This window comes from Streptomyces olivochromogenes, from assembly GCF_001514115.1.
GTDB lineage: Bacteria > Actinomycetota > Actinomycetes > Streptomycetales > Streptomycetaceae > Streptomyces > Streptomyces olivochromogenes.
The window spans coordinates 1-17,283 of the sequence record NZ_KQ948456.1; the positions used below are offsets into that span (position 1 = coordinate 1).

14 protein-coding genes are annotated in these 17,283 nt (G+C 69.0%); 4 read left to right on the plus strand and 10 right to left on the minus strand.

Annotation, left to right across the window (positions count from 1 at the left end; translation table 11 throughout):
- Positions 1-211: 211 nt before the first annotated feature.
- Positions 212-436, plus strand: a complete 225-nt coding sequence (locus AQJ27_RS17760; RefSeq protein WP_067370510.1) for an FmdB family zinc ribbon protein — start codon at positions 212-214, stop codon at positions 434-436.
- Between the two features lie 188 nt (positions 437-624).
- Here the strand turns inward: AQJ27_RS17760 and AQJ27_RS17765 are convergent, their stop codons facing one another.
- Genes AQJ27_RS17765 through AQJ27_RS17775 form a run of 3 tightly spaced genes read right to left on the minus strand, consistent with a single transcriptional unit; the run spans position 625 to position 5,139 of the window.
- A complete protein-coding gene (locus tag AQJ27_RS17765; RefSeq protein WP_067369418.1) occupies positions 625-1,452 on the minus strand; it encodes an HAD family hydrolase in 828 nt (275 codons plus the stop codon).
- Positions 1,452-3,932 carry a phosphoribosyltransferase gene (locus tag AQJ27_RS17770; protein ID WP_067369421.1) on the minus strand — a complete coding sequence of 827 codons (2,481 nt, stop codon included), beginning with the start codon at positions 3,930-3,932 and terminating at the stop codon, positions 1,452-1,454. The genes AQJ27_RS17765 and AQJ27_RS17770 overlap by 1 nt, the downstream gene beginning before the upstream one ends.
- Before the next feature lie 37 nt (positions 3,933-3,969).
- The gene (locus AQJ27_RS17775; RefSeq protein ID WP_067369424.1) at positions 3,970-5,139 is read right to left on the minus strand and encodes an HpcH/HpaI aldolase/citrate lyase family protein; all 1,170 of its coding nucleotides are present in this window, start codon (positions 5,137-5,139) and stop codon (positions 3,970-3,972) included.
- A 189-nt stretch (positions 5,140-5,328) separates the two neighbouring features.
- Here AQJ27_RS17775 and AQJ27_RS17780 point away from each other — a divergent pair, with 189 nt between their 5' ends.
- Positions 5,329-6,225, plus strand: coding sequence for a TerD family protein (locus tag AQJ27_RS17780; protein WP_067369427.1), 897 nt, complete (start codon positions 5,329-5,331; stop codon positions 6,223-6,225).
- Between the two features lie 7 nt (positions 6,226-6,232).
- On the opposite strand, the gene AQJ27_RS17785 is transcribed toward AQJ27_RS17780, so the two are convergent.
- The 6 genes from AQJ27_RS17785 to AQJ27_RS17810 form a co-directional block, all read right to left on the minus strand.
- Positions 6,233-6,973 carry a TerD family protein gene (locus AQJ27_RS17785; protein WP_060896039.1) on the minus strand — a complete coding sequence of 247 codons (741 nt, stop codon included), beginning with the start codon at positions 6,971-6,973 and terminating at the stop codon, positions 6,233-6,235.
- Between the two features lie 121 nt (positions 6,974-7,094).
- Positions 7,095-8,243, minus strand: a complete 1,149-nt coding sequence (locus tag AQJ27_RS17790; RefSeq protein ID WP_067369429.1) for a DUF475 domain-containing protein — start codon at positions 8,241-8,243, stop codon at positions 7,095-7,097.
- Between the two features lie 111 nt (positions 8,244-8,354).
- Positions 8,355-8,930, minus strand: a complete 576-nt coding sequence (locus tag AQJ27_RS17795; protein WP_054230997.1) for a TerD family protein — start codon at positions 8,928-8,930, stop codon at positions 8,355-8,357.
- A gap of 243 nt (positions 8,931-9,173) precedes the next feature.
- Complete coding sequence (locus tag AQJ27_RS17800) at positions 9,174-9,749, minus strand: TerD family protein (RefSeq protein WP_067369433.1); 576 nt, start codon at positions 9,747-9,749, stop codon at positions 9,174-9,176.
- 129 nt (positions 9,750-9,878) lie between these two features.
- Positions 9,879-10,337: a peroxiredoxin gene (locus tag AQJ27_RS17805; RefSeq protein ID WP_067369436.1), complete on the minus strand. Its 459-nt coding sequence runs from the start codon at positions 10,335-10,337 to the stop codon at positions 9,879-9,881.
- Between the two features lie 494 nt (positions 10,338-10,831).
- Positions 10,832-11,260 carry a DUF3052 domain-containing protein gene (locus AQJ27_RS17810; RefSeq protein ID WP_054231000.1) on the minus strand — a complete coding sequence of 143 codons (429 nt, stop codon included), beginning with the start codon at positions 11,258-11,260 and terminating at the stop codon, positions 10,832-10,834.
- 469 nt (positions 11,261-11,729) lie between these two features.
- On the opposite strand from AQJ27_RS17810, the gene aceE reads away from it, so the two are divergent.
- Positions 11,730-14,477, plus strand: coding sequence for a pyruvate dehydrogenase (acetyl-transferring), homodimeric type (gene aceE, locus AQJ27_RS17815; protein ID WP_067369438.1), 2,748 nt, complete (start codon positions 11,730-11,732; stop codon positions 14,475-14,477).
- Positions 14,478-14,588: 111 nt separating this feature from the next.
- The gene (locus AQJ27_RS17820; RefSeq protein WP_067369445.1) at positions 14,589-15,356 is read left to right on the plus strand and encodes a potassium channel family protein; all 768 of its coding nucleotides are present in this window, start codon (positions 14,589-14,591) and stop codon (positions 15,354-15,356) included.
- A 277-nt stretch (positions 15,357-15,633) separates the two neighbouring features.
- Here AQJ27_RS17820 and AQJ27_RS17825 read toward each other — a convergent pair whose 3' ends face one another.
- On the minus strand, positions 15,634-17,256 hold the full coding sequence (locus tag AQJ27_RS17825; protein ID WP_067369447.1) for an MFS transporter: 1,623 nt from the start codon (positions 17,254-17,256) through the stop codon (positions 15,634-15,636).
- Positions 17,257-17,283: the final 27 nt, after the last annotated feature.

Sequence of the window (17,283 nt, forward strand, 5' to 3'; positions counted from 1 at the left end):
CGCGGCCTCTTAAATTATCAGCGACTAATACGATCTCCTCGCCCAGGAACCAGACAGAAATGTTCAGCAGGTCAAGTCGGCCCTCTGAAGGCACCGGGCGGGAATCGGGGAGGAATCGAGGAGGTCCGGGTTCCGGATCACGGCGCCACCCGGTGCGCGACCGGGCCGCGGAAGGCTTCGGTCGTCGGCTCCCGGCCGCTAACCTGTGCGTATGCCTCGCTACGAGTACCGCTGCCGGACCTGCGGCGACACCTTCGAACTGAGCCGCCCGATGGCGGAATCCGCCGCTCCGGCGGACTGCCCCGCCGGGCACGCCGACACCGTGAAACTCCTGTCGACCGTCGCGGTCGCCACCGGCGGATCGTCGTCCGCGACCGCCCCGGGCCCGTCCGGCGGGGGCGGAGGCGGGTGCTGCGGCGGCGGTTGCTGCGGCTGACGGACCAGGATTTTTCAGGAAGTCTTCAGCTTTTCTTCGCCCGAATCCTCCGTGCGGCCCGGGCGTGTCGCGCTCTCAGGCCGTACGTGGCCCCCGCACAGGCCGGGCACGGTTCTCGCTGAGACCGCGCCCGGCTCTCCCCCCTCAGGCCGCGCCCGGCTCCCCGTCAGATCGCGCCCGGCCCCCGCTCAGACCGTGCCCGGTCGGCCACAGGCGTGCGTGAACTCCCGCAGGATCCGCTCCCCCGCCGCGACCCCCCGCTCCGGGAGGGCGGTGATCGCCGGCGCCGTCCAGTCGGCCTCGGCCAGTTCCCCGTGGCCGGGCCGCCAGCCGCGGTCGGCGGCGAGCAGCAGGTCGGCGTCGAGGAGGGAGTCACCGGCGGCGAGCGTGAGGAGGGCGCCGGTGCGGCGGGCCACCTCGCGCACGGCCGCGCTCTTGGTGAGCGGCTTCGGCACGGCGTAGATCTTGCGGCCCTGCAGCGACACCGTCCAGCCGCGGCTCTCCGCCCAGACGGCGAGCTCCTTCACCCACTCCTCGGGCAGCAGTTCGCGCTCCACCACCAGATAGGCGAACAGGTCCTCGGCGACCCGGTGCTTGCGGACCCAGACCGGATCGGCGGTGGCCGCGAGGTGGTCCCGCACCTCGTCCAGCGGCGCGCACTCGTCGGCGAGCCGCGCGGTCACGGCCGCGTGCCAGTCGGGGTCGGAGACACCGTCGACGAGCAGATGCCCGCCGTTGGCGCAGATCGCGTACTCGGGCGCGGGCCCCGGCAGGTTGATGCGCTGGTACTGCTTGCGGGTGCGGGTCGTGGTGGGCACGAAGTGGGCCATGTCGCCGAGCTCGGTGAGCAGCGCGGCGGCCGTCTCGGTCATGTACGACAGCGGCTTCGCCTCGTGCACCTCGACGCAGAGCAGCCGGGGCGCCCGCGCGTCGGGCATGGTCAGCGCGAGGGCGGCGGAGGAGTAGATCAGCGTACGGTCGAGATCGCTGGCGACGAGCACCTTGGGCGCGGACATCAGACCGTCACCGCCTTGCCGTCGGCGCCGGTCGCGCCGCGCGTGTACTTCGGGTGGATCAACCCCACGCAGGTGTACGGGAGTTCGTCGACCTCCTCGACGGGCACCCCGCGCTGCTGGGCGAGCAGGCGTACGTGGTCGAGGTCGGTGCCGGCTCCGGCGCGCGCCAGGATCTTCCAGGGGACGCGCCGCAGCAGCACGCGGGTGGTCTCGCCGACGCCCGGCTTGACGAGGTTCACGTCGTGGATCTCGTACTCCTCGCTGATGCGCTCGACGGCCGCCCAGCCCTCCCAGGTGGGAGTGCGGTCGGTGGCGAGGAGCTCCTTGGCCTGGGCGACGGCCGCGTCGGCGACGTCGGGGAAGTGGGCGGCGACGGCGTCCAGGAAGTCGACGGAGACGTCGGAGCCGGCGAGCTCGCGGTAGAACTTCGCGCCGTGGAAGTCGTACTCACCGACCAGGTCCGAGCGCAGGACCGTGCGCGAGATCAGGCCTGAGACCGTCGAGTTGAGGCAGGCGGAGGGGATGAGGAAGTCCTCGCGGGTGCCGTACGTCCGTACGCACGAGCCCGGGTCGGCGAGGACCGCGATCTCCGGGTCGAAGCCGGTGATGCCCTCGGCGGACTCGAACTCCCTGATGGCCTCGGTGAGTTCGCGGGTGATGGCGCCCTTGCCGGTCCAGCCGTCGACGAACACGATGTCGGCCGGGTCGTGGTGGGCGGCCAGCCAGCGCAGCGCGTTGGCGTCGATGCCGCGGCCACGGACGATGGAGACGGCGTAGTGCGGCAGGTCGAGGCCGTGCCGGTGCTTGGCCCAGCGGCGCATCAGGACGCCGACGGGGGTGCCCGCGCGGGCCAGCGAGACGAGTACGGGGTGCGGAGAGCGTTCGGCGAGCACCAGCTCGGTGACGGCGCCGACGGCCTGGGCGATCCGGGCGGCCGAGGTGCCGAGGGCCGTCTGGAACAGCTCCTGGTACTGGGGGCTCGGCTGGTACTCGACCGGCAGCGACTCCGCGTAGTGGGCGCCGCCGCTCTGGATCGCCTCCTCGCGCTCCTCGGTCGGCGCCTCCAGCGTCACGTCCGAGAGGTCCTGCAGCAGCCAGCCGACCTCGTCGGGCGCGTACGAGGAGAAGGCGGGGCCTCGGAGGGGCTCGGGGAGCATGGAGGGCCTTTCGGTGGACGGCCGTGCGGGGACGTACGACGGAACGACGACGAGCAGAACGCTCGGCGTGTGCTCCGCGAGCTGGGCCAGCAGGCCGTCGGGGGTGTGCAGGGCGGGCGTGTCGGCGGTGGAGTCGACCACGGCCACGACCGCGTCGAAGCCGGCACCCGCGACGTTGTAGGCGTAGCGCTCGCCCGGTCCGTCGTCGGGGTCGTCGTGGGCCGGGAAGACGAGACGCGTCCGTATGGCGTAACCGGGGTCGTCGAGGGCGAGCACCGGGGAGCGGGTGGTCGTGGAGTACCGCACCTCGGCGGACACCACCTGCTCCAGCTCCCTGGCCAGCCTGAGCGGCGCGTACATCAGCTCCTCGAAGCCGAGTACGAGGACGCGGCGCGCCCCCTCCGGCAGCGCGTCGGCGACTCGCGCGGCCATCGCGGGCAGCGCCGCGTCCAGCCGTATTCGATGCCCGGGCGTGAAGCCGTGCCGCCCCCCGTCGGGCAGACCCCGGGGCCAGCCGAGCTCGACACGGGCGGCGCCAGGGTGCCCGGGACGGCTGTCGGCGGACTCGACGCGCTCGGTGGGCTCGGCGCTCTCGGTCGTCTCAGTGCTCTCGGTGGTCTCGTGTTCCGCCACCAGCGCCTGGCCCTTCTCCAGGACGCCCTCCGGGAGGTTCACGGTGCCCCTCGCCGCGGTGACCAGGTCCACCCGTGCGCCGATCTCCGTCGCGAACTCCGTCAGACGGCCCAGGTCCGCGGCCGAGCGCATGTCGACCAGGGCCACGACCACATAGTGGTCGCGGGGATAGCGGGCGTGGAGGTCGCGGATGGTGTTGAGGACCGTGTTGCCGGTGGAGAACTCGTCGTCGACGAGGACCAGGGGGCCCGCGCCCGCCAGCAGGGCGGGGTTCTCCGGCAGCAGGAGGTGGGAGGTGGCGTGGGAGTGGGACTCCTCGAAGCCGCCCGCCGTGTCGACGCCAGGGACGGGGCGGCGGGTCGAGTGGAGGTAGGGCGCGAGGCCCACACCGTCGGCGACGCAGTGGCCGAGGCCGGTGGCCGTCTCCGCGTACCCGAGGACGACGGCCGCGCGGGCGCCCTCGGCGCCGAGCAGCTCCCGTACCCGTCGGCCGAGCGCGAACCCGTGTCCGTACACCACGGACGGCGACTGCGGGACGTGCTTGCCGAGCACGTTCGACACGAGCAGATGCGCCCGCCGGGGGTTGCGCCGCAGCGCGAGCCCCAGCAGGTCGCTCAGCTTCTCGTCACCGACGAGCTCGACACCCAGTCGCTCGGCGACCCAGGTCCCCGTCCACACCACGTTCTTCATCGATTCCTTGTTGGTCGGTCGGTCGGGCCGGCGCGGTTCACGCAGGCAGGGCGGCCGCGAGCAGTTCCACGAAGCCGATGTCCTCGTTCGCCACACCGAACACCTGGGCGCGCTGGAGGGTGCGCTCGGCCCAGGCGCGGTGCGGCTTCACTTCATTCATTTTGTTCGTATACGCCGACCGCAGCACGCCCCCGCCGCCCCGCTCGGGCCTGAGGATGTCCTGCGCGTCGCTGTACTCCTCGTGGCTGACCACGGACAGCGCGTGCACCGCCGGGACGTGCGAGGGGTGGATGCAGGTCTTGCCGAGCAGACCGTTGGCCCGGTCGAGGGCGATCTCGCGCAGCAGCCCGTCCAGGTCGTGCTCGATCAGCGCCTGGCGCAGCTCCTCGACCTCACCCTCCTGGAAGGGGCTGCGGCGCAGCTGCGGCTTGAACATGCGCTCCTGGACGCGGAAGTACTCCCAGACGGGCCCGGTGACCGTGAACCCGGTGCCGTCCGAGCGTCCCAGCATGTTCACCACGTCCGCGATCACGGAGGCGACGATCTGGACGTCGTAGGCGGTCATGTCGGGCGCCCTGCGCAGCCCGTACGCCGAGCAGAAGTCGGTGACGCCCAGGCGCAGCGCGAGGACGCGGTCGCGGTACTTGTCGACGACCCGGGAGATGCCCTCCAGGGTCTCCCGGCGGCTCTCCAGGTACAGCAGCCCGGGCGATTCCAGGACAGGCATCGCGAACAGCCGCCGGCCGCTCGCGGACTCGGCCGCGGCGAGCGCCTCCATGAACGGGACGCCCCGCTCCTCGGTGAACTTCGGCAGGACGAACCCGGACAGCAGCCGCACGGACGCGCCGAGCCGCCGGACGAGGTCCGGGATCTGCTGGGGCTCACGGACCCGTACGAACAGCAGCGGGAGTCCGTCGGTCTCCGGCCGTCCGGCGAGGTCGGCGAACTGCCGGACCAGGTTCTCCTCGGCGCCCACGACCTCGGCGTCGTCGATCGAGTCCTCCAGGCACAGCACCATGGAGACCACGCCGCGTCCGGCCTGCTTGACGACGTCGTCGGCGAGGTGGGGTCTGGTCGCGGGGCTGTAGAGGGTGGCGCCGAGGGCCGCCGCGAGCACGCGGGCGGGCGAGTCGGCGGTGAAGAAGCACGGCTCCCGATAGAAGAGACGCTGCCGCTCTTCAGGGGCGATATGCCCGAAATGACGCATGAAACTCCCCCGATGCGGCTAGGCGGACCTATGTGAGGTGGCCGGTAATAGTACGTACAAATCCATGTCAGTCGTTCCCACCAGGCGTGAAGTTCAGGTAACTCGGCCATGTCGGTTGCCCGCACATCCGAACCCGGAATCCTTACCCCCGCGTTGTCGTGACCAGGACCGAGAGGGCAGGATGACCGCATGACGCACGCGATGCTGAAGGGGTCTAACGTCCCGCTGGACGCCACAGCGGTACGTGCTGTGCTGCGCTGGACGCCCGGGCAGGGTGTCCCCGATGTGGATGTCTCGGCGCTGCTCCTCGGTCCCGACGGTCGTGTGCGATCCGACGAGGACTTCGTCTTCTACAACCAGCCACGCCATCCCTCGGGCAAGGTGTGGCGACTTGGCAAGAAACGCGTCGCCGAGGGCCTCACCGACACCATCCAGACGGATCTGGCGGGTGTCGAGTCCGGTGTCGGACAGATTCTGCTGGTCGCATCGGCGGACGGCGTCACCTTCGACCAGGTACGCGCCCTACGCATCCTGCTGTACGACGCGTCCGCCGCGACCGGCACCACCGGCGCGACCGGCTCGGACGGCGAGCCGCTGGCCTACTTCGACATCAAGCCGGAGACCGGTACGGAGACCGCGCTGATCTGCGGCGAACTGTACCGGCGCGGTCAGGGCTGGAAGTTCCGGGCGCTCGGCGAGGGCTATCCGAACGGTCTGGAGGGGCTCGCCTCCGACTTCGGGATCACGGTGGACGAGTCCGAGCCGGAAGCCGTCGCGCCCGTACCCGACGCCACCGCCTGGGCGGACCCCGCGGCCTCCCCGGAGACCTCGGTGCCGCTCCCGCCCGAGCAGGCCGCCCCGGTGCCCCAGCAGCCCGCGTACGGCTATCCGGGGCCCGCGCAGACGGCTCCCGTCCAGCCCGCGTACGGCTACCCCCAGCCGACCAGCCAGCCCGCCTACGGCTACCCGGGGCCTCAGACGGCCCCGGCCGTCCAGCCGGCCTACGGCTTCCCGCAGGCGGTCGGCTCCCTGCCCGACCCGGACTTCAGGCTGCCGCCACAGGGCCCGCAATTCGTCGGACGCTGAGGCGACGTCAACGGTCGGCCTTGGACTTGTACCCCCGCCCCCACTGCAACCCCCACCCGTACAACCGGTCCAGCTCCGCCTGGAACCCGTACACGAACTTCACCTCACGCCGCACGGTGATCTCGCCCTTGTTGTTCTCGATCATCACCACCGCGCAGGAGCGGGCCTGCGGATGCCGCTCGTCGAGGCCGATCTCGATCCGGGGCCCGTTGCTCGGGTAGAGCGTGATGATGGCGTGCGTACGGTCGAAGGCGGGCGTCTGGTCGTAGATGTACACGAAGACCAGGAGCCGCTTGATGTCGTCGCGGTGGTCGAGGTTGACGTAGGCCGTCTCACCGGACGCCGAACCGAACCGGTCGTCTCCGCTGAGCTTCACGTACGGCGGGTCGTTGATGTCGCCGAGGAAGTTGCCCAGGGGCTGCACCACGCCCTTGGAGCCGTCCGCGAGCTCGTACATGACGCCCAGGTCGAGGTCGACGTTCACCATGCTCTGGGTGTGCGCCTGGACCACGTCCGGCTTGAAGGTCTTGAAGGGGTGCCGCAGCAGGCTGCCCCGCTGCTGGCCGCCCCCGATGTCCGACGTGCGCATGCGCCAGGACAGGTTGATGCGCAGGTTGCCGGTGGCCGCGCCCTGTTTGGTGAGCGAGACCGTGTGGTTCCGCTTGGTCAGTTCTATGGAATTGGTGGCGGCACTGCCGGAGTCGAAGTCCGTCGAGCGTCCGCGCCACAGGTCGTCCCAGAAGCCCATTGCCTTGTCCCGCCCCCACGTTGCCTGGATATGCGACGGGGCGGCCACGAGGACTCGTCCTCGACGGCCGCCCCGCTCAGAGCGTTCCCGGAATCACGCTCCCGGACTCACGCTCTCGGACTCACACCCCGGACGAGACCTCAGTCTTGTCGTCCGAGGCCGTCGCTTTTCCCTCGGCCTCCGCGAGCGCCTTGTTGCGACGCACCGAGGACCAGAAGGACCAGGCGATCAGGACGACACCGACGAGACCGGTGATGACCTCGTGGATCTGGTACTGGATGGTGACCAGGAGGATCACGGCGAGGGCGCCGATGGCGTAGTGCGCGCCGTGCTCCAGGTAGACGTAGTCGTCGAGGGTGCCCTGGCGGACCAGGTAGACCGTGAGCGAGCGGACGTACATGGCGCCGATGCCGAGGCCGAGCGCCATCAGCACGATGTCGTTGGTGATGGCGAAGGCGCCGATGACACCGTCGAAGGAGAAGGACGCGTCCAGGACCTCGAGGTAGAGGAACATGAAGAACGCGGCCTGACCTGCGAGGACGATGGCCGGCTTCTTCTTGCCGGTCCGTGCGGCCTCCTCCTCTTCCTCGTGCTCGCGCTCCTCCTCTTCCTCGAGCTTGTCCTCGAAGTAGCCGGAGAGTCCACCGACGACCATGTACGTGATCAGGCCCGCGATGCCGGCGATCAGCACCGTCTGCGCCTTGTCGATGTGCGCGCCGCCGTGCTGGTGGGCGTGGACCGCGAAGGTCATGGAGGAGACCAGCAGCACGGCCAGGGCGATGCAGACCGACAGCATGTCGACCTTGCCGAGCTTGGCGAGCGGGCGCTCGATCCAGCGCAGCCACTGGATGTCCCGGTCCTCGAAGATGAAGTCGAGGAAGATCATCAGAAGGAACATGCCACCGAAGGCGGCGATCGCCGGATGGGCGTCCGTGACCAGCTGCTGGTACTGGTCCTTGTCGGTCAGCGCGAGGTTGACCGCCTCGATCGGACCCTTCTTGGCCGTGACCGCCACGATCACGACGGGGAAGACCAGCCGCATGCCGAAGACGGCGATCAGCACACCCACCGTGAGGAAGATCTTCTGCCAGAAGGCATTCATCTTCTTCAGAATCCCGGCGTTGACCACCGCGTTGTCGAAGGACAGCGAGATCTCCAGGATGGCCAGGATCGCCACGATGCCAAAGGCGGTCCACCCCCCGTAGATCACCGCTGCGACCAAGCCGAGCGCGGTGACCGCAAACGACCAGCCGAAGGTTTTCAGAAGCACTGGCTACCCAATCATCGTGTATGTACGGGTCTCCCCCGCGCCGTACTCGGCTTTACCTACTGTTGACCACGAAGTCTAGAGGGCCGCCCCTTCGGCTGACTCGGGCGGGCCCTAGGAAACATTGACTCCGAAGTCGAGCGCGATCCCGCGCAGACCGGACGCGTACCCCTGTCCGACCGCTCGGAACTTCCACTCCTGGTTGTAGCGGTAGACCTCGCCGAAGATCATCGCTGTTTCCGTCGAGGCGTCCTCGGAGAGGTCGTAGCGCGCGAGCTCCTGGCCGTCGGCCTGGTTGACCACGCGGATGAACGCGTTGCTGACCTGGCCGAAGGTCTGACCGCGGTTGTCGGCGTCGTGGATGGAGACCGGGAAGACGATCTTGTCGACGTTGGCCGGCACCTTGGAGAGGTCGATCAGGATCGACTCGTCGTCGCCCTCGCCCTCACCCGTGAGGTTGTCGCCGGTGTGCTCCACGGAGCCGTCCGGGCTCTTGAGCTGGTTGTAGAAGATGAACCACTCGTCGCCGAGCACCCGGCCGGAATTGCACAGCAGGGCGCTGGCGTCGAGGTCGAAATCGGCTCCGGTGGTGGAGCGCGCGTCCCAGCCGAGCCCGATCATCACGTGCGTGAGGTTGGGTGCGGCCTTGGAGAGGGAGACATTGCCTCCCTTGGCGAGCGTGACGCCCATGATGCTGGTCCTCCCCGAGGTCAAACTTTCAGTTGTACCGCGCGACCTGCGCGCGGTGGTCCAGCGGGTCCGGCGCCGCACATGAAGCGTGCGGCGCCGGGCCTGGAGCCGAAGGCCGTACGGCTCAGACGTTCACGTCGGACGGTCGCGTCAAACGTTCAGATCAAACGTTCGCGTCCGACGCGGGCCCGTCCGACGGTCGTGTCAGACAGTCGTGTCAGACAGTCGTGTCAGACGGTCGTGTCAGACGTTGACGCCGAAGTCCTGCGCGATGCCGCGCAGGCCCGAGGCGTAGCCCTGGCCGATGGCGCGGAACTTCCACTCCGGGCCGTTGCGGTACAGCTCGCCGAAGACCATGGCGGTCTCCGTCGAGGCGTCCTCGGAGAGGTCGTAGCGCGCGATCTCCGCCTCGCCGGCCTGGTTCACCACGCGGATGAACGCGTTGCGGACCTGGCCGAAGGACTGCTGGCGGTTCTCGGCGTCGTAGATGGAGACCGGGAACACGATCTTCTGGACGTCGGCGGGCACGGCGGCGAGGTTGACCTTGATCTGCTCGTCGTCGCCCTCGCCCTCACCGGTGATGTTGTCCCCGGTGTGCTCGACCGAACCGTCCGGGCTCTTCAGGTTGTTGAAGAACACGAAGTTCTGGTCGGTGCTCACCTTGCCCTCCGCATTCGTGAGGATGGCGCTGGCGTCGAGGTCGAAGTCGACGCCGGTGGTGGTTCGGGCGTCCCATCCCAGACCGACGATGACCGCGGTCAGTCCCGGGGCCTCCTTGGTCAGCGATACGTTGCCGCCCTTGCTGAGGCTGACTCCCACGAGTCCTCCCAATGGTGTCCAGGGGCGGGGAGCCCCGTCGTGCGTTGGTATCGGATCAACGTGTCGATCCTAGTGACGGGTTCCCGCACCCTGCAGGCCCTGCGACCGAACAATCACAGGGTGTCGGGCTCACAGAGTGTCGAGCGCCTTCACGTACTCGTTCAGGTCACGCGCGTCCGGCAGACCGTTGACGACGGTCCAGCGGACGACGCCCGCCTTGTCGATGATGAAGGTGCCGCGCACGGCACAACCCTTGTCCTCGTCGAAGACGCCGTACGCGCGCGAAGTGTTGCCGTGCGGCCAGAAATCGGAGAGCAGCGGGTACTCCAGGCCCTCCTGCTCGCCGAAGACGCGCAGGGTGTGGATGGAGTCGTTGGAGACGGCCAGCAGCTGGACGTCGTCGTTGACGAACTTCGGCAGTTCGTCACGCAGGGCACACAGCTCGCCGGTGCACACGCCGGTGAAGGCGAACGGGTAGAAGAGCAGCACCACGTTCTTCTCACCGCGGAAGTCGGACAGCTTCACGGTGGCGCCGTGGTTGTCCTTGAGCTCGAAGTCCGGTGCCTCGGTGCCGACCTCGATCGCCATAGTCACTCGCTCCCCTTCCAAGGGCCTGTTCGGGTGAACCCCACCCTACGCAGCACCGCCCCACCCCACCGGCCGCACCCCGCCCGCACCGTGCGCCACCACGGTGGCGCCACGTGTCCCCGGGGTGGTCCGGAGGGTGCGTCCGGGCGGTGGCGCTCGGGGTTGGTCGGGGCGAGCGTCGGAGTGAGGGCCCGTTTGGTGCTGGGCCAACCCCGCGGCCCCGCTATCCCGACGCCGCGCCCGGCCGGGGTCCCGACGTCTCGCGGGTGTTGCCGCCATCCGGGTGGGGGCTCGCTTCGGAGTCTGCCGTTTCGGGTCGGGGTCCGGGTGGGCCGCCGGCGCTGAGGTGGTCCGGTGCGGGTGGGGCTCCACAGGCCCGGTCGGGGAGCGCCCGGCGGCGGCGTGGGGCGGCCGGGGCATGGGGGAGGCCCCCGACGGCGGGGACGCCGACGGGGGCCTCTTGGGTGGTTTGGTGCGGCAGACGGAGCGAGAGCTCAGCGCTTCGACTTGGGCGTGGCCAGACGCGTGCCCGACCACTCCTTCCCGACCGAGATGCTCTTCGTCTGGGAGAGGCCGGCAGTCTGGGCGGCGTCACTGATGTCGCTGGGCTCGACGTAGCCGTCCCGGCCGGTCTTCGGGGTCAGCAGCCAGATCATGCCGCCGTCCTCAAGGAGACCGATGGCGTCCACCAGAGCGTCCGTAAGGTCGCCGTCCTCGTCGCGGAACCACAGCAACACGACGTCAGCGACGTCGTCGTAGTCCTCATCGACCAGGTCCTGGCCGATCAACGATTCGATACCTTCACGGAGCTCGTGGTCGACGTCGTCGTCGAAGCCGATCTCCTGGACCACCTGTCCGGGCTCGAACCCCAGCCTGCCGGCCGGGTTGGTCCGCTCCTCCGCGTGGTCCGCGGTCGCGCTCACGGCTTGCCTCCTGATCATGTTTCGGTAGATGTCTCAGCCACGCGCGTACGCGAAGCATTGGCCGTAGTCCACACGGGCGGGACGGATCGCGCAAGTACCCGGCCGTCAAGACCGCCGAAACGGTGACGATCCCGGCGGTGTCGGCGCAACCCCAGGCGTGGGTTCAAGGCCACAAGTGACGCACACCACACCCTTCTGCCCCATTTATGAATTTCGGAACCCTTGGAGCGTACGAGACCCGAACGACTTTGCGGAACGCGTCACGGAGTGAGCGTATCGTTGCGTTTTGGTCGGGCACGTCCCAACGAACTGCAGGAATGTGTTGGTTACCTCTCGGTAGAGATGACGATTCCGTTCCCGAGGTACACGATGGGGAACGGTGCAGACAGACCGAAAAACCGCCCCAGACAGCCTCCCAGACAACCCCTCGGGCAGCCCTCACACGCCCCTCTGACAGTGAAGGAACAGCGTGGTTTCCGGATCCGATCGCAATCCGATCATCATTGGCGGCCTTCCCAGTCAGGTCCCGGACTTCGACCCCGAAGAGACCCAGGAGTGGCTCGACTCCCTCGACGCCGCTGTCGACGAGCGCGGCCGTGAGCGCGCCCGCTATCTGATGCTGCGGCTGATCGAAAGGGCTCGCGAGAAGCGCGTGGCCGTGCCCGAGATGCGCAGCACGGACTACGTCAACACGATCGCCACCAAGGACGAGCCCTTCTTCCCCGGCAACGAGGAGATCGAGCGCAAGGTCCTCAACGCCACCCGCTGGAACGCCGCCGTGATGGTCTCGCGCGCCCAGCGTCCCGGCATCGGCGTCGGCGGTCACATCGCCACCTTCGCCTCCTCGGCCTCGCTCTACGACGTCGGCTTCAACCACTTCTTCCGTGGCAAGGACGAGGGCGACGGCGGCGACCAGATCTTCTTCCAGGGGCACGCCTCCCCCGGTATCTACGCCCGCGCGTTCCTCCTCGACCGGCTCTCCGAGCAGCAGCTCGACGCGTTCCGGCAGGAGAAGTCGAAGGCTCCCTACGGTCTGTCCTCGTACCCGCACCCCCGCCTGATGCCGGGCTTCTGGGAGTTCCCGACCGTCTCCATGGGCCTCGGTCCGCTCGGCGCGATCTTCCAGGCGCGGATGAACCGCTACATGGAGGCGCGCGGTATCGCGGACACCTCCAAGTCACACGTCTGGGCGTTCCTCGGGGACGGCGAGATGGACGAGCCGGAATCGCTCGGACAGTTGTCCATCGCCGCTCGAGAGGGCCTGGACAACCTGACCTTCGTCGTCAACTGCAACCTCCAGCGCCTCGACGGCCCGGTTCGCGGCAACGGAAAGATCATCCAGGAGCTGGAGTCCCAGTTCCGGGGCGCCGGCTGGAACGTCATCAAGCTGGTCTGGGACCGCACCTGGGACCCGCTGCTCGCGCAGGACCGCGACGGCGTGCTGGTCAACAAGCTGAACACCACCCCGGACGGCCAGTTCCAGACGTACGCCACCGAGACGGGCGACTACATCCGCCGGCACTTCTTCGGTGACGACCACCGGCTGCGGGCGATGGTCGAGAACATGACCGACGACCAGATCCTGCACCTGGGGCGCGGCGGTCACGACCACAAGAAGATCTTCGCGGCGTTCTCGGCGGCCAAGGCGCACGCCGGACAGCCGACGGTGATCCTGGCGCAGACGGTCAAGGGCTGGACGCTCGGCCCGAACTTCGAGGGCCGCAACGCCACGCACCAGATGAAGAAGCTGACGGTCGCCGACCTCAAGGGCTTCCGGGACCGTCTGCACCTGCCGATCTCCGACAAGGAGCTGGAGTCCGGCGCGCCGCCGTACTACCACCCGGGCCGGAACTCGGAAGAGATCCAGTACATGCACGACCGCCGCAAGGGACTCGGCGGATACGTGCCCACGCGCGTCGTACGGTCGCAGCCGCTGGCCCTGCCGGACGACAAGGCGTACGCGAGTGTGAAGAAGGGCTCCGGTCAGCAGTCGATCGCCACGACCATGGCGTTCGTGCGACTGCTGAAGGACCTCATGCGGGACAAGGAGATCGGCAAGCGGTTCGTGCTGATCGCGCCCGACGAGTACCGCACGTTCGGCATGGACTCGTTCTTCCCGAGCGCGAAGATCTACAACCCGCTCGGTCAGCAGTACGAGTCCGTGGACCGCGATCTGCTCCTGGCCTACAAGGAGTCGCCGACCGGTCAGATGCTGCACGACGGCATCTCGGAGGCGGGCTGCACGGCCTCGCTGATCGCCGCGGGTTCGGCGTACGCCACGCATGGCGAGCCGCTGATCCCGGTCTACGTCTTCTACTCGATGTTCGGTTTCCAGCGCACCGGTGACCAGTTCTGGCAGATGGCGGACCAGTTGGCGCGCGGTTTCGTCCTGGGTGCGACCGCCGGCCGTACGACTCTGACCGGTGAGGGCCTTCAGCACGCGGACGGCCACTCGCAGCTGCTCGCCTCGACCAACCCGGGCTGTGTCGCGTACGACCCGGCGTTCGGGTTCGAGATCGCGCACATCGTCAAGGACGGTCTGCGCCGGATGTACGGCTCGTCCGACGAACACCCGCACGGCGAGGACGTCTTCTACTACCTCACCGTCTACAACGAGCCGATCCAGCACCCGGCCGAGCCGGCGAACGTCGACGTGGACGGCATCCTCAAGGGCATCCACCGCTATGCGGAGGGAACTTCGGGTTCCGTCCCGGCGCAGATCCTGGCGTCCGGCGTCGCCGTGCCGTGGGCGGTCGAGGCACAGCGGATCCTCGCCGAGGAGTGGAACGTGCGCGCCGACGTCTGGTCGGCGACCTCCTGGAACGAGCTGCGGCGCGAGGCCGTCGACGTGGAGCGGCACAACCTGCTGCACCCCGAGGAGGAGCAGCGCGTCCCGTACGTGACGCAGAAGCTGAGCGGCGCCGAGGGGCCGTTCGTGGCCGTCTCCGACTGGATGCGATCGGTTCCGGACCAGATCTCGCGGTGGGTGCCGGGCACGTACCAGTCGCTGGGCGCGGACGGCTTCGGCTTCGCGGACACGCGCGGCGCGGCCCGGCGCTTCTTCCACATCGACGCGCAGTCGATCGTGGTCGCGGTGCTGACCGAACTGGCCCGTGAGGGCAAGGTCGACCGGTCGGTGCTGAAGCAGGCGATCGACCGCTATCAGCTGCTCGACGTGGCATCGGCCGACCCGGGAGCCGCGGGCGGCGACGCGTAGGCGCTCCGCGCGAGCGCCGGGGAAACAAACGACAGGCCATAGAGGCACGGGAAGCTGGTCAGCCGGTTTTCCGTGCCTCTTGCGTGTGCTGTGTGCACCTACGATGCGGACATGAACGAGCAATCGGTGCAGGTCCGTTGGGAGCAGCGCACGCAGCGGCCCCTGCTGGGACTCGCGGTGGCCTTCGCCGTCGCCTACGCCGTGCCGATCGTGGACAGCGACGCGAGCCGTGGCCTGACGGGCGCGTGCACGGCCGTGGAGTGGACGGTGTGGGGCGCGTTCGCCGCCGACTATCTCGTGCGCCTCATACTCGTCCGGGACCGCAAGGACTTCGTCCGTACGCACTGGATGGACCTGTGCGCGGTGATCCTGCCGATTCTCCAGCCGCTGCGGCTGCTGCGGCTCGTCGCGACGCTCACGCTGGTCGGGCGGCGGGCCCGGATGGATCAGCAGATCCGGCTGACGACCTACGTCGGGGGCGCGGTCGTCGGACTGCTGATGTTCGGCTCGCTCGCGGTGCTGTCGGTGGAACGGGAGTCGCCGAACGGGAACATCAAGACGCTGGGTGACGCCGTGTGGTGGTCGTTCACCACGATGACGACGGTGGGGTACGGGGATCACGCGCCGACCACCGGTCTCGGGCGGATGATCGCGGTCGGGCTGATGCTCTCCGGGATCGCGCTGCTCGGTGTCGTGACCGCGAACATCGCCGCGTGGTTCATCTCGCGGTTCGAGAAGGACGACGTGGAGGAGCGGCGGCAGACGGCGGCGATCGAGTCGCTCACGGAGGAAGTGCGGGCGCTCCGGGCCGAAGTGGCTGCGCTGGGTGGTGGGGTTCGGCACCCGGTGCCAGGGGGTGCGGAGGAGCGTTCGCGCTAGCGGGGGGTTGTTCTTCGGGTGCGGACGCGTGGGGGCTGGGCGCGCAGTTCCCCGCGCCCCTTCGAGGGCGTCCCATGAAGGGGTGCTCCCGTCCCCTTCGGACTGCGGGCGCGCTGCCCCCCTCCGGCAGCGCGCCGCAGTTCCGGTGGTCCTCCCATGTCGTGCGGAGGACTTGACCCACTGTGACGTGCGACGGCTGCCGGGCGGGAGGGATCTTCAGCGGTGTCACCCGGATAGGTGAAACCTGTCCAAAACAGGGCTGGTCAGACGCGCGGACTCAGATATGGCCGGCGCCCGCCCCCGCCGCCTCGGCGTTGTCGCCCCGCTTGGTGAGGAGCGCGACGAAGACCGCCACGACGGCGACCCCGGCGGCGACCAGGCAGGCCAGGCTCATGCCGGAGATGAACGTGTCGTGGGCGACGGTCGTGATCTTCTCGGCGAGTGCGGCCGGGGTGCCGGGGGCGACCGGTGCCGCGCCGACCTGGACGGCTTCGGAGGCCTGGTCGAGCTGGGCCGGGGTGAGCGGCGGCAGCTTGGCGTCGGCCCAGTTGCCCGCGAGGTCACCGTCGACCTTGGAGGCCATCACGGCGCCCAGCACGGCCGTACCGAGGCTGCCGCCGATCTGCATCGCGGCCTGCTGGAGGCCGCCGGCCACACCGGAGAGCTCCATCGGCGCGTTGCCCACGATGACCTCGGTGGCGCCGACCATGACCGGCGCGAGGCCGAGACCGAGACCGGCGAACCAGAGCGACATGACGGCGCCGCTGGTGCCCGTGTCCAGCGTGGACATGCCGTACATGGAGATCGCGGTGAGGGCCATGCCGCCCGCCAGCGGGATGCGCGGGCCCGTCTTGGTGATCAGGGCACCGGCCAGCGGTGAGCCCACGATCATCATTCCGGTGAGCGGAAGGAGGTGCAGACCGGCGTCGACCGGGCTCATGCCGTGCACGTTCTGCAAGTAGAACGTGACGAAGAAGAGGCCGCCCAGGAAGGCGATGGCCATCAGCACCATGAGGACCACACCGGCCGACAGCGGTACGGAGCGGAACAGCCCCAGCGGGATCAGCGGCTCCTGGACCCGCTTCTCCCACAGGGCGAAGAGCACGAAGCCGAGCACCGAGGCACCCAGGAACGTCCAGGTCAGGCCGGAGCCCCAGCCCCAGGTCGGGGCCTTGATGAGCGCCCAGACCAGGCAGAACATGGCGCCGGAGAGCAGCGCGATACCCAGGACGTCGAAGGAGCGGGGGGCGTTCTCGGCGCGGTGGTCGAGGAGGATCATCAGGCCGAGGACCAGCGCGATGACGCCCACCGGCACGTTGATGAAGAACACCGACTGCCAGCTGACGTGCTGGACCAGCAGACCGCCGAGGATCGGGCCGCCCGCGGTGGAGGCGCCGATGACCATGCCCCAGATGCCGATCGCCATGTTCAGCTTCTCGGCCGGGAAGGTGGCCCGCAGCAGGCCGAGCGCGGCCGGCATCAGCAGCGCGCCGAACAGGCCCTGGAAGACGCGGAAGGTGACGACCAGGGCGATGCTGCTGGAGAAGCCGATCGCGCCGGAGGCCGCGGCGAAACCGACCACGCCTATGAGGAAGGTCTGGCGGTGGCCGAAGCGGTCACCGAGCTTGCCCGCGGTGATCAGGGTGACCGCGAGCGCGAGGAAGTAGCCGTTGGTGATCCACTGGACGTCGGCGAAGCTCGCGTGCAGGTCCTTCTGGATGGCCGGGTTGGCGATGGCCACGATGGTGCCGTCCAGGGCGACCATCATGACGCCGACGGCAACGGTGAACAGGGTGAACCACGGATGGCCGCGCAGTCCGTCGGACGGCGCCTTGTCCGACGGACCGACCGGAGCCTTGTCCCCCGAACCCGTCGTGTCGATGGTGGTCTGACTAGTCATACCTTCGAGGCTAGTGACAGCCACTGA